Origin of the sequence: Gloeobacter violaceus PCC 7421 (assembly GCF_000011385.1) — a bacterium.
In the GTDB taxonomy this organism is placed as follows: Bacteria; Cyanobacteriota; Cyanobacteriia; order Gloeobacterales; family Gloeobacteraceae; genus Gloeobacter; species Gloeobacter violaceus.
Genome location: NC_005125.1, coordinates 2,244,014 through 2,257,235 on the forward strand (window position 1 = coordinate 2,244,014; position 13,222 = coordinate 2,257,235).

Sequence of the window (13,222 nt, forward strand, 5' to 3'; positions counted from 1 at the left end):
TACGAGCACTGCTATGATCGCCAATTCCGTCTCGCTCGAACCGCTGCTGGCCATCCGCAACGTCAGCAAATCGTTCCCGACCCCGAACGGCCCCTACACGGTGCTGGAGGACGTCAATCTCGCCGTGCGCCAGGGCGAATTCGTCTGCATCATCGGTCATTCCGGCTGCGGCAAGACGACCCTGCTCAACATGGTGGCGGGCTTTGCCACCCCCACCACGGGCGAGGTGCTCCTGCGCTCCGAGCCCATCGCCCGGCCCGGCCCCGACCGGATGGTGGTCTTCCAGGGCTACGCGCTGCTGCCGTGGCTCACGGCCTTCGAGAATATTTATCTGGCCGTCGACGCGGTCTGGCCCACCAAGTCCAGAAGCGAAAAAACGACCATCGTGCAGACCAACCTGGCCCGGGTGGGCCTGTCGGATGCGGCCGAGAAAAAGCCCGCCCAACTGTCCGGCGGCATGAAGCAGCGCGTCGCCATTGCCCGGGCGCTTTCCATCCAACCGGAAGTACTGATTCTGGACGAACCTTTCGGCGCTCTTGACGCCATTACTAAAGAAGAACTCCAGGAGCAACTGCTGCAAATCTGGAACACCAGCCGCGCCACGGTGCTGATGATCACCCACGACATCGACGAGGCACTGTTTCTGGCCGATCGGCTGGTGATGATGACCAACGGTCCGGCCGCCCATATCGGCGAGGTACTGACGATTCCCTTTACCCGGCCGCGCAACCGCACCCGCATCATGGAAGACCCGCGCTACTACGACCTGCGCAACCACGCCCTGGATTTTCTTTATCGCCGCTTCGCCCACCAGAGCGACTAACGCTCGGGAGTCTTGGCGGGCAGCTCCAACAATTCGCCCACTTCCTGGCGCACCAGGCTCGGCAGAAGCAGGGGCTCGGGCACTTCGAGCAACGCCGGGGAGATGGGCAGCGATTGCTCCAGTTCGTCGAGGGGCCGGGGAATGACCATGACCGCGTGCAGTTCGCCGATGCGCTCGGCTTCTTTCATCCCGGCATCGATGGCGTAGATTACATCGGCAACGTGGCCCTGGATGATCACCGTGCACAGCCCGGCGCCGATTTTTTCGTAGCCGATAAGGTGCACCTCGGCGGCGCGCAGCATCGTGTTGCTCGCGCCCACCAGCGCCGGAAATCCACGGGTCTCCAACAAGCCAATCGCCTGGTTGCTGAAATGGCTGAAAGCCTGCTTGCGGGCGTAGCGGGGGATGCGGCTGTTGATGGGCAGCACCGCCTCCAGGTTGGCGAGGGGCCGGGGGATGATCGAAGAAGAGACCAGTTGACCGAACTCCTTGGCCGTCTGCACCCCCGCCTCGACGGCCAGGCGGACATCGGAGGTCTTGCCCCGCACCACAGCGGTGCAGTACCCGCCGCCCACTTTTTCGTAGCCTATCAGCATTACCCCGGCGGACTTGAGCATCGCGTCGGCGGTCCCGACGATCGCGGGATAACTGGAGGTCGAAACCAGACCGAGGGCGCTTTCCATTAGAAGTCCTGACTCACGCCCTGGCAAAGGCGTGGCAATCCTCTCAATCATAGCTCCTCCGTTTTGCCCACCCGGATAGGGAATGGCGGTTTCGCACGATGTGCATAGGGCCAAGGATGGGCAAACCTACGCTCCTCCACCGGTCGCGGAATCGGGGTTCTGCAGCGGGGCGTTGTGGGGAAAGAGGCTGAGGCGCAGCCGCTCCAGGTAAGCCTTGCCCGCCACCGGCGGCTGGCCGTTCTGGACGATGCCGCCCTGCGGTTCGGGGAGGGCCGCCTGCACCGGCGGGTCAAACCCGGCCGCAAGCGCCTGGTTGGGATCGCGTGGAGCCGGAGCGGCGGGAACCACGTAGGGTTGTGCCGCCGCCGTGGGGAAGGCCTCGGCGGAGCGGCCGGCCTGGCCGACCAGTGAATTGGGAGGCACCACCTGGCCGGGGGCGATGTCGGGATTGAGCAGGGTCGTGGCGGTGCCGACGCAGGCGTCAGCACCGATTTTGCCTCTGCCCACCACCAGCACCCCCGCGCCAAGGCTGGCCCCCGAGCCTACTTCGAGGGTGCCCTGGTGGGCGTGCAGGATGGCTCCCATGCCGATGCACGCTCCTGAGCCGATCACGATGCGGCTGTCGGGGTCGGCCCGCAGCAAAGCGCCGGAGGCGACGGCAGCACCGGGATGGATGGTCACATCGCCGCTTGTGTAGGCGTTGGCGTCCCAGGGCGGTGGCAGAGAAGCCATCGGTTCAGGGCCGCTGGATGATCAGTTCAGCCACGCGGCGCTTGGCCTTGGGGTCGATGCCAATCAGCCGCACGTACTCCCCGGCGTGCTCGCGCAGCACGGTCTCCAGCGCCGCCGCCGCCTCCGGCTCGCGGGCCGCCTGGATTGCCGGGCCGCTCACCCACGAGTTGGCCTTGAAGCGGCGGACATCGGCAAATTCAACCCCAATCCGATGGCCCTGACCGAGCAGATGCCGCAACTGATCGAGCACCTCGCTGCTGAGCGAACTGCTGCGCATCGGGCCGGGTGCGTGTGCCGGTGCGGGACTGTAGCCGCCCGCGGCCGGTGTGCTCGCAGTAGCAGCCCCCCCCGAGACGGGCCTACCGTTGGGCCGCTGGATGACGGTCTCGGCCACGCGGCGCTTGGCTTTGGGATCAATGCCGATGATGCGGACATATTCGCCCGCATGCTCGCGCAGCACGTTCTCCAGGGCACTGACCACCTCCGGCTCGCGGGCCGCCTGGATCGCCGGACCGCTCACCCACGAGTTGGCCCGGAAGCGGCGCTCGTCAGCAAATTCGACGCCGAGGCGATGGCCCTGGCTGAGCAGTGAACGCACCATATCGAGCACGGCGGCATCGAGCATGCCGCCCCCGCTCGCCCGATGGCTGACGGTGTTGTAACCCTGAGCTGGAGCGGCGGCTCCCCCACTGGGTTGCTTGCCGTTGGGGTGCTGAATAATCGTCTCGGCCACACGGCGCTTGGCCTTCGGGTCGATGCCGATGATGCGGACGTATTCGCCCGCGTGCTCCTGTAGACAACCTTCGAGGGCTGCGAGCACTTCCGGTTCGCGGGTGGCGGCAATCGGCGCGCAATTCTGCCAGGAATTGGCCCGGAATCGCCGCTCATCGGCGTGTTCGGTGCCGATGCGATAGCCCTGGGAAAGGAGCGATTGCACTTGCTGGGCTGCCTCCGGACTCAACAGACCGCCGTTGCCGGGCCGGTGGGAACCGCCCGGGGGAGCGGCCGGGGTCATAGCGAACTTGCCGCTGCTGCTGTTGGCCTCGACCGGTTTGCCGTCGGGCCGTTGGATGACGGTCTCGGCCACGCGGCGCTTGGCTTTGGGATCAATGCCGATGATGCGGACATATTCGCCCGCATGCTCGCGCAGCACGTTCTCCAGGGCACTGACCACCTCCGGCTCGCGGGCCGCCTGGATCGCCGGACCGCTCACCCACGAGTTGGCCCGGAAGCGGCGCTCGTCGGCGAATTCGACCGCGAGGCGACAGCCCTGGGCAAGCAGGGAGCGCACCGTGTCGAGGGTTTGACTGGTCATGAACATACTGCTTACCTGAGCGTGGGTTTTGGGTGTGGGTTTACCGTTGGTGCCCGGCGCCGCCGGGCTGCTCTCGTCGCGAATCGGCACGATACACTCGATGTCGGCGGCGCAGCGGTAACCCTGGCGCAACGCATCGTTGATGCCGATGACGTGCTTGGCAAAGTGGATGTCGATATCCTGGGCGTCGGGCAGGCGGTTGGCCTGCTGCTGGGAGGTGATCACCGCGCCGGAGGGCACGTACTTGCCGGGCGGGATTTCCACATCCTGCACCAGCGCGTGCATCATCACGATGCAGCCTTTGCCCACCCGGGCGTTGAAGATCGTCGAGCGAAAACCGATGAAGCAATCGTCGCCGACGTAGCACGGCCCGTGGATGAGGGCCATGTGGGTAATCGAGGTGTTGGAGCCGACCCACACCGAGTAGGATTGGCCGTCGTCGCCGTTGACCCGCCCTTCCTGCAGGCCGTGCATGACCACGCCGTCCTGGATGTTGGTGTTGGCACCAATGTGAAAAGGTGAACCTTCGTCGGCACGGATCGAGGTTCCCGGCGAGACCAGCACGTTGGCGCCGATGCGTACATCGCCGATGATCTGCGAGAAACTGTGTACGTAGGCGGACGGATCGATTGCGGCTTCAGCCAACCGTCTCGACCACGGGGTAGGGGGAGCCGCAAGGCGGCTTTGTGCAACCATCAACCGATTCCTCCAAACGCATTCAACCTGCTAGCGGTACTGGTCCTTTTTGCTGTAGAGCGGGCGGTTGTCGACGCTGACCGTGTCGATGATGCCGATCACCACCGCGTCGACTGGACGCTTTTCACTGCCCGCCACCTGCCTGGCCGCACTGCCGCGGCTGAACAGTACCCATTCGTCGAGCCCGGCCCCGACGCCGTCGGCCGCCACTTCGTATTGGGGAAGCGGCTGGCCGGCCTCATCGATAAGCTGCAGCAGCAAAAATTTCACCCCGACCATGCTGGGCTCTTTTTGCGAGCTGACCACTGTGCCGCGGACTCTGCCAATCTGCATCAGGGTCTGCCGTAAGGACGGATAGAGTTGACGCCCTCGCGGAACTGCTCGACCGCCTCGGTGTAGCGGATGGGCAGCACGTACTCGAGGTTCTCGTGGGGACGGGCGATGATGTGGTGCGAGAGCAACTGACCGCCGTAGACGCGCTTGATCGATTCGATCCCCGCCGCCACCGAAGCTTGCACCTCGGAAACATCGCCGCGCACGATCACCGTGACCCGGCCGCTGCTGATCTTCTCATAACCGACCAGGGTCACCCGGGCCGCCTTGACCATCGCATCCGCCGCCTCGACCACGGCCGGAAAACCCAGGGTTTCAATCATGCCAACTGCAACTGCCATTCAGATTCCTCCTTAAAAAACACACAAACGCAACCCATCAAGTTCGGAACTGCTCGACCGCTTCGGTGTAGCGAATCGGCAGCACGTACTCGAGGTTCTCGTGGGGACGAGCAATAATATGCGTCGAAAGTATCTCGCCGCCATTCACCCGCTTGGCCGATTCGACGCCCGCCGAAACCGAAGCCTGGACCTCGGAAACATCGCCGCGCACGATCACCGTGACCCGGCCGCTGCCAATCTTTTCATAACCGACCAGGGTGACCCGGGCCGCCTTGACCATCGCGTCCGCCGCTTCGACGATGGCCGGAAAGCCCTTGGTTTCGATCATTCCAACAGCAATAGGCATGAACAACCTCCCGTGCATTTCGCGCAGTCAAACATAACAGTTTGTGGCGAAAATTGTGAGGGAATACTCATCGCTTTTCGTAGGCGAAAATCCTGGGTATTCCTAGCTTATAGGATAAGACCACGCCTCCCCGAATGCAATATTAGTCGCGATTATAGTTTCATATATTTTATATCAACTCTACTTATCTATTGATGCCGGTGCCGTCGCAGCCTACCCGCCTGGAAAATCGCAGGCGGGGTAGGTTGACACTGGCTCTGCCTTCAGGCAAAGATGGTATTTGCGCCAGTAAGGCCCCGTAGCTCAATTGGTTAGAGCGCCGCCCTGTCACGGCGGAGGTTGACGGTTCGAGCCCGTTCGGGGTCGCTGATTTAAGGGTGTCCAGGTGTCAGGGTACGGCCGCTGAAACTTGGTATCTTATTGTTCTTCGAGCTGCTCGCGCAGTTCGCCCAGGGTGACGGGCACCTGCACTTCGGCGTTGTTGCGGACGATCGTGAGGGTGACCTTGTCGCCCGGCTTGTGTTTCTGGATCTGGTTGATCAGATCCTGGGCGTCTTTGATGGCGACTCTGTCGATCGCCACGATCACATCGGCCCCCACCGGCAGTTGCAGGTTGCCGTCGATCGTCTCGAGCCGACCGGCGCGCAGTCCGGCGCGGGCCGCAGCCCCTCCCGGAACCACCGCCGCCACCAGCGCTCCTTCTTTGACGGACAATTTGAGCGTTTCGACCACCATCGGCGAAAGGGGCAGCACCTGCACGCCGAGGGAGGCGCGCCGGACGGTGCCGCGCGAGATCAATTCAGGCAGCACTTGACGCACGGTGTCGACCGGGACGGCAAAGCCGATACCCGCACTCGAACCGCTGGTGCTGAATATTGCAGTATTCACCCCGATCAACCGACCCTGGCTGTCGAGCAACGGCCCGCCGGAGTTGCCCGGGTTGATGGCGGCGTCGGTCTGGATGAGGTTTCTGAGGGTGCGGCCTGCCCGTTCGGAAGCCAGATCGCGCTCAAGGGCGCTGATCACACCGGTGGTAAGGGTGCGCTCCAGGCCGAAGGGATTGCCGATCGCCAGCACCTTGCGCCCCACCTGCAGGTTGCTCGATTCGCCCAGGGTGATGGTGGTGAGGTTGGGGGGCGGATCTTCCAACTGAATCACCGCCAGGTCGTTGCTCGGGTCGGCCCCCACTAGGCGCGCCCGGTAGCGCTTGCCGTTGGCGAGGGTGACTTCCAGGCGGCTTTTGGGGGAGCGGACCACGTGGTAATTGGTGAGGATGCGGCCCTGGGCATCGAGAATGCTCCCGGAGCCGCTGCCCTGCTCGGGCACGGCGCGGCTGAAGTAGTCGTAGCGCAGCACGGTGGTGGTGATGTTGACCACCGCCGGGCTCACCCGCTCGTAGACGGCGATGTTGTCGAGTTCATCGGAGCCCAGGGAAGTGGGCAGCGGCGGCAGCGGCGCCTCGGAGTTGGCGGGGGCGTTGGCAGGCCGGGGAGCGGCAGCTGGGGTGGAGGGCGCGGCAGGGGCCGACACCCGGCTCACCGCAAAATAGCTGCCGGCGGCGCCGCCGGTAGCGGCCAGCAGGGCGATAATCAGCACTTCAGCCGATTTGAACGTCTTCACGGGCGGTCTGGAATTCTAATATCAGCGTACCGCATTGATCGATGACTCCCTGCCATCCCAGCGGAACGACAACGGTGGCCTCGGGCATCTCGATCAGGGCGGGGCCTTCAAGGCGGCTGAGCGGCCCCAGGCGGGTGCGGTCGTAGACGGGCACCGGTTGAAAGTCCCCGTCAAACCAGGCAAGGCGCTCTGCCGGCGGCCCATCTTGATCGCCAGCCTCAGCCGACAGCTCCGGCAAGGCCACCGGCTCGGTGGCCACCAGCCGCGCCTGTACCAGTTCAATCGCCTGGGCCGGATCCGACCAGCCGTATCGGCGGGCATGCGCTTCATGAAAGGTGGCGGCGACAGCTTCGAGATTTTGCTCTAGATCTACCGGCACCGTGAGTTCGAACGACTGGCCGCGGTAGTGCACATCGGCAAAGTACGCACGCTCGGCAAGCTCCGGTGGCACCTGAGCGGCCAGGGCAGTGAATTCGCTTCGCCACGGTTCGTCCAGATCCGACAGCCGCCGCAGCACGGCACGGGAGAAATCTCGCCTCAATGGGGAGACGGCAAGCCCCAGGGCGGAGAGCACTCCTCCCGCCTCGGGCACCAACACCCGCCAAATCCCCAGATGCGCGGCCAGGTCGCAGCCGTGCATCGGCCCGGCCCCCCCGAAAGCCAGTAGCGCCAGGGCGCGCGGATCGATCCCCCGCTCCACCGACATTACCCGCAAGGCCGCGACCATGTGGGCGTTCGCCACCGCCCGGATACCGACCGCCGTGCGCTCGACCCCCAGGCCGAGTTTGTCTGCAAGCCGCTCAAGGGCGGCGGTAGCGGCGGATTTGTCGATCTGGAGCGCTCCGCCCAACACCGCCCCGTCCGCCAGATAGCCAAGAAACACATTGGCGTCGGTGACGGTGGGTTCGGTTCCTCCCCGGCCGTAGGCCGCAGGACCGGGGATGGAACCGGCCGAATGGGGACCGACCCGCAGCGCGCCGCCGCCGTCGGCCCAGGCCACCGAGCCGCCCCCCGCGCTCACGGTGTGGATGTCGATCTGCGGCAGTCGTACCGGGTACCCCACCACCACCGCCTCGGCACTGGTCTGGGGCCGGCCCCGCAAGATGAGCGACACGTCGGTGCTGGTGCCGCCCATGTCGAAGGTGAGCACATCGGCGAACCCCGATTGGGCCGCCACGAAGGCCGCTCCGCGCACGCCGCCCGCCGGACCGGACAAAAGTGCCGCCGCCCCCCGTGCCCGCTCGATGGTGGTTACCCCGCCGCTCGACTGCATGATGAGCGGCACGGGCAGTTGCCGCTCCCGGCAGCGCTGCACCAGTCGGTCGAGATAGTAGCGCAGCTTCGGGCTCAAGTAGGCATCCACAACCGTGGTACTGAAGCGTTCGTACTCCCGAAACTCAGGAGCCACCTCGCTTGAGAGCGACAGATGCACTTGCGGAAACGCCTTTTGTAGAGTGCGGGCCACGGCCTGCTCGTGTTCGGAGTGGCCAAAAGCGAACAAAAACCCGACGGCCACCGATTCGATCGCACCGGCGGCGATCAGCGGTTCCAGTTTGGTGACCAACACCGCCAGTTCCTGGTTTTCAAGAGGGATCACCACCCCTGCAGGTCCCATCCGTTCACGCACAGTAAAGCAGTGCTCGCGCGCCACCAGCGGCCGGGGTCGGGGCTGGGTCAGGTCATACAGGTGGGGCCGGTTCTGGCGGCCGATGCGCAGCAAATCCCGAAAGCCCTCGGTGGTGACAAAAGCGGTCGAAGCTCCTTTGCCTTCCAGCAGGGCATTGGTGGCCACGGTCATCCCGTGGGCAAAGACGCCGACTGCATCGCCTGCGAGCCCCGTGCGCGCAAACGCCTCGATCACCCCCTCCGACTGATCGGCCGTGGTGGGCACTTTGGCGGTGATCACTGTGCCTTCGACCACGGCCACCAGGTCGGTGAAGGTACCTCCCACATCCACGCCTAGGCGAATCTGTCCCACGCCCCTCGCTCCCAACGCTGTGAGAGCCATCTTGGCATGGGGCGGGAGCTAGAGCCCGTAGCCGGTGCGCGGATTCCAGCTGGTTGTGTCGATCGCAAGCGGGCTGGGGAATGCTTTAGCCAGCGACTGCCAGGGGGTGTACTTAAAGTTGGTGTTGTCGCGGGCTTCGCCTTCGTTGTCCGACACCTCGGGGGTGTTCCCTCCGTCCTGGGTGACCAGCAACCCCAAGGGAAAAGCCGCTCCCAAAGGCACGTTCAGCACCGCTGCACCGTCGCACTCCTGCACACCGTCTACACCTTTGCGGCGGTTGTCTGCGATCTCGAAGCCGCCGATAAAGCGATTGACATCCCGGCGGTCGTAGACGGCGAAGGTGTTGTCTCCCTGGCTGGAGGCAATCAAATACCCCTGATTGCTAGCGGTGTAGTAGATAGTAAGTCCTTCGACATCCGCGCTCAGGTGCTTGCCGCCATAACCCGGATCGGCGGCGTAGTCGATGACACACTCTTCTTCTTCGGTATCGTAGGTATAGGGCACGCCGAATTCGCGCACTTTGTCCACCAGCACCGGGCTTGCCGCTTCGAAGGCCGCCGAGATCCGCCAGATGCCCACATCTTCCTGGCCCGCATAAAGAATGCCCAGTTCCTGGTCCACCACCATCCCCTCCACCTGGGCCAGATCGCCAGGATCGTTGCAGGGGGTCCAGCTGGTGCCGTTGGGCAGTGTAAAACTCTCAGGAAGAACCACCTCGGCAATTTTGCGGTAGCCCACCTGTCCGCCACCGATATCGAACAGTTCGAGCTTGGCGATGGCTGTGCGCGAGCGTTGGCTCACAAAGGCGAAGGTGCGGCCGGAGTGGCGGTTGCGGTAAAGGGCGAGGCCATAAGCTGTGGTTTGCTCGTTGACTTGTACTTGATCGGCCGAAAACACAAAGCCCGCGTCTGGGTCGGTGACATCCACCAGCGGGGCCTGGCTTTGGGCTGCCTTCGCCGGGTCGATCGTGTAGATGCGCAGCTTGTCGCGACCGCGGTCGGTGGTGACGGCCAAATCGACACTGCGTCCACCCAGGGTGAAGCCATAGACCACATCGACGTTGTTGAACCGGCCGGGGGCGTCGTCGGGGGTAGGGGGCGGCGGGGCGGCGACGGCCTGCAGTTCTTGGCCCGCCAGGTCGTAGACCGACAGTCCGGCATTTTTCTTGGTGCCCACCATGACACTTTTGGCCGGGGCGACCGGGTGCAGCCAGATGGACGGATCGTCGGCGTCCGCTTCACCACCCGCTTCGTCGTCAAAAAGGGCCGGCGTCTCCAGCTTCGGCCGGACGGTTGCCACCGGAGCAGTCGCCTGGGCCTGGACCGCCGTGACCGCCAGGGTGGCAGCCAACGCAAAGCAGGCGAAAGACTTGATCTCAATGCGAAGCTTTACAGACACCATATTTACCCACGAGTTGGACCCGCGCGATCGTAGTGTCCCCACCCTAAGTGCAGGTTAACGGAGCGCCTTCAAGTCACCGCCGCTTGACACAGCCGGGCGCGGTGCTCGCCGAGCAGCGGTTGCAAAGCGGTGGCGACCCGTTTATCGAGATGGGGATACACCGGAAGCCGCGGCTCCAACCGCCAGCCCGCCGCCGCGAGTCGTTCGCCGAGCCGCTCCACAACCGGGTGGGCATAGTCGGGATTGACCACGTCCACTGGACCAATCCCCCCCAGATCCCGCGCCCCCGCCTCCAGCAGCGGCACGGGGTCACCCACCAGGTTGGGCGGGATCTGAATCGTAATCTCGGCAGGCAGAATCTGCCGGGCCAGCCGCACCACTCCGAGCAGTTGTGCGTCGCCCAGCGGTTCTCCAGCCCAGCTTTGGGAGCCGCCGGGGCTGTGGGGCTGCAGGATGACCTCCTGGATGTGTCCGTGGCGATCCTGCAGCCGGGCGATGGTCCGCAACGTATCCTCGCGCTCGGCGGGTGTCTCGCCGATTCCCAACAGCAGACCGGTGGTAAAGGGGATGCCCAAAGCACCCGCCCATTCGAGTTGCGCGGTGCGCAGCGCCGGGATCTTGCTCGGGGCATGGCGGTGGACGCCTCCCAGCAGCCTGTTGCTGTCGATTTCGAGCATCAGACCCAGCGAGACGTTCAGCTGCTGCAGCGCGCGCATCTCCTCGAAGCTCAGAACGCCGCAGTTGGTGTGGGGCAAAAATCCCAGCTCCAAGGCCACTGCACAGATGTCCTCAATCATCGCAAACCATTCGCCCCGACGGGGATCGTGGGGGTGCACCTCCCCCGAGAGGACCAGAATTTCGACCACACCGCTTCCCACCAGCGGCAGCAGAAGCGCGCGCACCTCGGCAGGCTGCAGCCACGCAGCCCCGCGATCGGCCCGAAAATTGCAGTAGCCGCAACGGTTGAAGCACTCGCGGGTGGGCACCAGCGTAAAAGCAGGGCTGTAGGTGACCGTGCGCTCCCTCATAGATCGATCCCCACCTCGGCAAGCAAGGTGGCCAGCGCTTCGCCCTGCAACCCCGTGGCAATCACCTGGGGGTTGACGGGGGAGAAAGGAGCGTGCTGGCGCTCGACGCCCAAAAGTTGGGCGCCCGCCGGGATCACCGGCTGGCCAGGATCGGCGGGCGTGGGCCGGGTCAAAAAACTGGAGGCGCCGCGAAAGACCAGCACCTCCTCAGAGGAACCATCCAGGAGAACCCGCACCAGCAGCACTTCGCCGGGACGTTTGCGGGTATAGGCTTCGAGGGCATCGCCGAGGGGCATCGCATCGGTCTCCGGCTTGGGTGTCCAAGTGTATTCTCGACCAGCGCCAGCACCCATGGGTGATAAATTGTAAACAAATGTTGTGGTTGGTGCGTCTGGTGTTGCCGGCGGTCGCGGTGGGCTTTTTCGCCTGGGTCGCCTCCGAAAATCCTCTGCCGGCGGTCTGGCGGGAGGTGCGATGTCTGCCGGTTTACTGGCGGCCGACGCTTCCGTATTCAGAATTTCTTGCCCGGCTGCGCGCCGGGGAGATCCGCTTTGTTCTGCTCAACCCCGAGCAGGCACGCATCTATGGGCGCAACGGTGACGAGCAGTACGCCGTGCGCGTGCCGGAACTGGATTTTACCTGGCAGGAACTGCTCCACGAAAAGCGGGTGCGGGTGGTGGTACTGGCCGAGGGCGGATGTTAAAGGTCAAGGCTGGGCGTCATCGGCGGTGCTTTTGGCCCACCAGAGGCACAGCAGTGAACCCACCGCGACGATCGCCAGGGCGTTGAGCAGGTGAACATGCGTCGGAAACGGGTCGAGCACCTGTCTCAGGTAGAGATACAAGATCAAACTCGCCCCGGCCCCAAAAAGCGTCACCAGCGGCACGGCCACAGCGAACAACAAACTGCCCCCCAACAGCGCAAAGGGTTTCCAGGGGTTGCCCGCCGCGAGCGGCCTCAGCGCCCGGCCGCAACTGCTTGCAGCATAGAGGGCTTCTCGGTGCTTAAGAGTTTCGAGCGCCTCGCGGGCGTTACCCAGACGCTCCTCAAGGGCCGGTTCGAGCAGGCGTTCCAACCAGCGCACCAGCGGCCGACCCACCCCCACCCGGCTCTGGAAGATTAGATGCAAGCCCCGGCGTGGAAAGTCCGCCGGATCGGTGCCGGTGAGGGCAAAAAGCAGTGTCGCTCCCAGCGCGTAAAGGTCCGATCCCGGTGCGGCGCGGCCGATAAATTGCTCGGGTGGCATATAGCTGAAGGTTCCGGCGACCGTCAGGGTGGCCGTACTGCTCTGGGCCTGAACCGAGCCGAAGTCGATGAGCGCGTAGCCGCCATCGGCGGTGCAGACGATATTGCTCGGCTTGATGTCGCGGTGAATCACCGGGGGCGCCTGGCTGTGCAAGTAGGCAAGCGTCTCCAGCAGGTTCGCCGCCAGACGGACGATATCCGCTTCGCCCAGACGCCCACCCGAGCCGACCCGTTCGGCCAGGGTGATCCCGGCGATGTACTCCTGAGCTAGGCAGTAGTAATGCCCTTCGGGCAGCTCCACCCAGAAGGCATCCCGGTGGCGGGGGATGCCGGGGTAGTCGAGCGAGGCGAGGGTGCGCGCCTCGCGCTCCAGCCGTTCGTGATCCTGCCAGGTGGCACTGCGGCCGAAATAAAGCGTCTTGAGGGTGACGGACACTTCGGCGCACAGCCCGTCCGCCGCCAGCCAGGTCTCGCGACCGCCGTTGACGCCGAGGTGCCGACACAACCGGTAGCGCTCTCGAACCAGCTCGCCTTCGCTGAACGGCATGGCGGCCTCCTGCGGTTGAAGGGTTAGGGTCTGGCCGAAAACTGCTACAAGGAAATCATAGTGTTCGACCAACCGTGTGTTCTTCACAACACCGGGCGGGCGGA

14 protein-coding genes and 1 tRNA gene are annotated in these 13,222 nt (G+C 64.5%); 3 read left to right on the top strand and 12 right to left on the bottom strand.

All coding sequences use genetic code 11. The features are described 5' to 3' along the window. Nucleotides 1-13: 13 nt before the first annotated feature. On the top strand, nt 14-823 hold the full coding sequence (locus GLL_RS10820; protein WP_011142088.1) for a nitrate ABC transporter ATP-binding protein: 810 nt from the start codon (nt 14-16) through the stop codon (nt 821-823). Here the strand turns inward: GLL_RS10820 and GLL_RS23550 are convergent. The 6 genes from GLL_RS23550 to GLL_RS10850 form a co-directional block, all read right to left on the bottom strand. Continuing rightward, entirely contained in the window at nt 820-1,557 is a 738-nt protein-coding gene (locus tag GLL_RS23550; protein ID WP_011142089.1) for a carbon dioxide-concentrating mechanism protein, read from the bottom strand. The genes GLL_RS10820 and GLL_RS23550 overlap by 4 nt on opposite strands. A gap of 75 nt (nt 1,558-1,632) precedes the next feature. Continuing rightward, nucleotides 1,633-2,238 carry a carbon dioxide concentrating mechanism protein gene (locus GLL_RS10830; protein WP_011142090.1) on the bottom strand — a complete coding sequence of 202 codons (606 nt, stop codon included), beginning with the start codon at nt 2,236-2,238 and terminating at the stop codon, nt 1,633-1,635. Nucleotides 2,239-2,242: 4 nt separating this feature from the next. Further along, entirely contained in the window at nt 2,243-4,249 is a 2,007-nt protein-coding gene (locus GLL_RS10835) for a ribulose bisphosphate carboxylase small subunit (RefSeq protein WP_011142091.1), read from the bottom strand. 30 nt (nt 4,250-4,279) lie between these two features. Then, nucleotides 4,280-4,582, bottom strand: coding sequence for a EutN/CcmL family microcompartment protein (locus GLL_RS10840; protein WP_011142092.1), 303 nt, complete (start codon nt 4,580-4,582; stop codon nt 4,280-4,282). Next, the gene (locus GLL_RS10845) at nt 4,582-4,923 is read right to left on the bottom strand and encodes a carbon dioxide-concentrating mechanism protein CcmK (protein ID WP_011142093.1); all 342 of its coding nucleotides are present in this window, start codon (nt 4,921-4,923) and stop codon (nt 4,582-4,584) included. Before GLL_RS10845 ends, GLL_RS10840 begins: the two co-directional genes overlap by 1 nt. Before the next feature lie 37 nt (nt 4,924-4,960). Next, nucleotides 4,961-5,269: a carbon dioxide-concentrating mechanism protein CcmK gene (locus GLL_RS10850; RefSeq protein WP_011142094.1), complete on the bottom strand. Its 309-nt coding sequence runs from the start codon at nt 5,267-5,269 to the stop codon at nt 4,961-4,963. A 292-nt stretch (nt 5,270-5,561) separates the two neighbouring features. Between GLL_RS10850 and GLL_RS10855 the strand changes: the two genes are divergently transcribed. After that, nucleotides 5,562-5,635: transfer RNA gene (locus GLL_RS10855), tRNA-Asp, on the top strand. 51 nt (nt 5,636-5,686) lie between these two features. Here the strand turns inward: GLL_RS10855 and GLL_RS10860 are convergent. The 5 genes from GLL_RS10860 to GLL_RS10880 all read right to left on the bottom strand — a co-directional run bounded on the left by GLL_RS10860 (nt 5,687) and on the right by GLL_RS10880 (nt 11,622). Beyond that, nucleotides 5,687-6,889: a S1C family serine protease gene (locus tag GLL_RS10860; RefSeq protein WP_011142095.1), complete on the bottom strand. Its 1,203-nt coding sequence runs from the start codon at nt 6,887-6,889 to the stop codon at nt 5,687-5,689. Further along, nucleotides 6,867-8,867 (bottom strand): hydantoinase/oxoprolinase family protein, encoded by a 2,001-nt coding sequence (locus GLL_RS10865; protein ID WP_197530170.1) that lies wholly within the window; start codon nt 8,865-8,867, stop codon nt 6,867-6,869. The genes GLL_RS10860 and GLL_RS10865 overlap by 23 nt, the downstream gene beginning before the upstream one ends. Nucleotides 8,868-8,915: 48 nt before the next feature. Continuing rightward, nucleotides 8,916-10,298, bottom strand: coding sequence for a phytase (locus tag GLL_RS10870; protein ID WP_164928935.1), 1,383 nt, complete (start codon nt 10,296-10,298; stop codon nt 8,916-8,918). A 68-nt stretch (nt 10,299-10,366) separates the two neighbouring features. Further along, nucleotides 10,367-11,326 (bottom strand): 7,8-didemethyl-8-hydroxy-5-deazariboflavin synthase subunit CofG, encoded by a 960-nt coding sequence (gene cofG, locus GLL_RS10875; protein ID WP_011142098.1) that lies wholly within the window; start codon nt 11,324-11,326, stop codon nt 10,367-10,369. Further along, nucleotides 11,323-11,622 carry a hypothetical protein gene (locus GLL_RS10880; RefSeq protein WP_011142099.1) on the bottom strand — a complete coding sequence of 100 codons (300 nt, stop codon included), beginning with the start codon at nt 11,620-11,622 and terminating at the stop codon, nt 11,323-11,325. Before GLL_RS10880 ends, cofG begins: the two co-directional genes overlap by 4 nt. A 77-nt stretch (nt 11,623-11,699) precedes the next feature. Between GLL_RS10880 and GLL_RS10885 the strand changes: the two genes are divergently transcribed. Beyond that, the gene (locus GLL_RS10885) at nt 11,700-12,029 is read left to right on the top strand and encodes a hypothetical protein (protein WP_164928936.1); all 330 of its coding nucleotides are present in this window, start codon (nt 11,700-11,702) and stop codon (nt 12,027-12,029) included. A gap of 3 nt (nt 12,030-12,032) precedes the next feature. Here GLL_RS10885 and GLL_RS10890 read toward each other — a convergent pair whose 3' ends face one another. Then, entirely contained in the window at nt 12,033-13,118 is a 1,086-nt protein-coding gene (locus GLL_RS10890) for a serine/threonine protein kinase (protein ID WP_011142101.1), read from the bottom strand. Nucleotides 13,119-13,222: the final 104 nt, after the last annotated feature.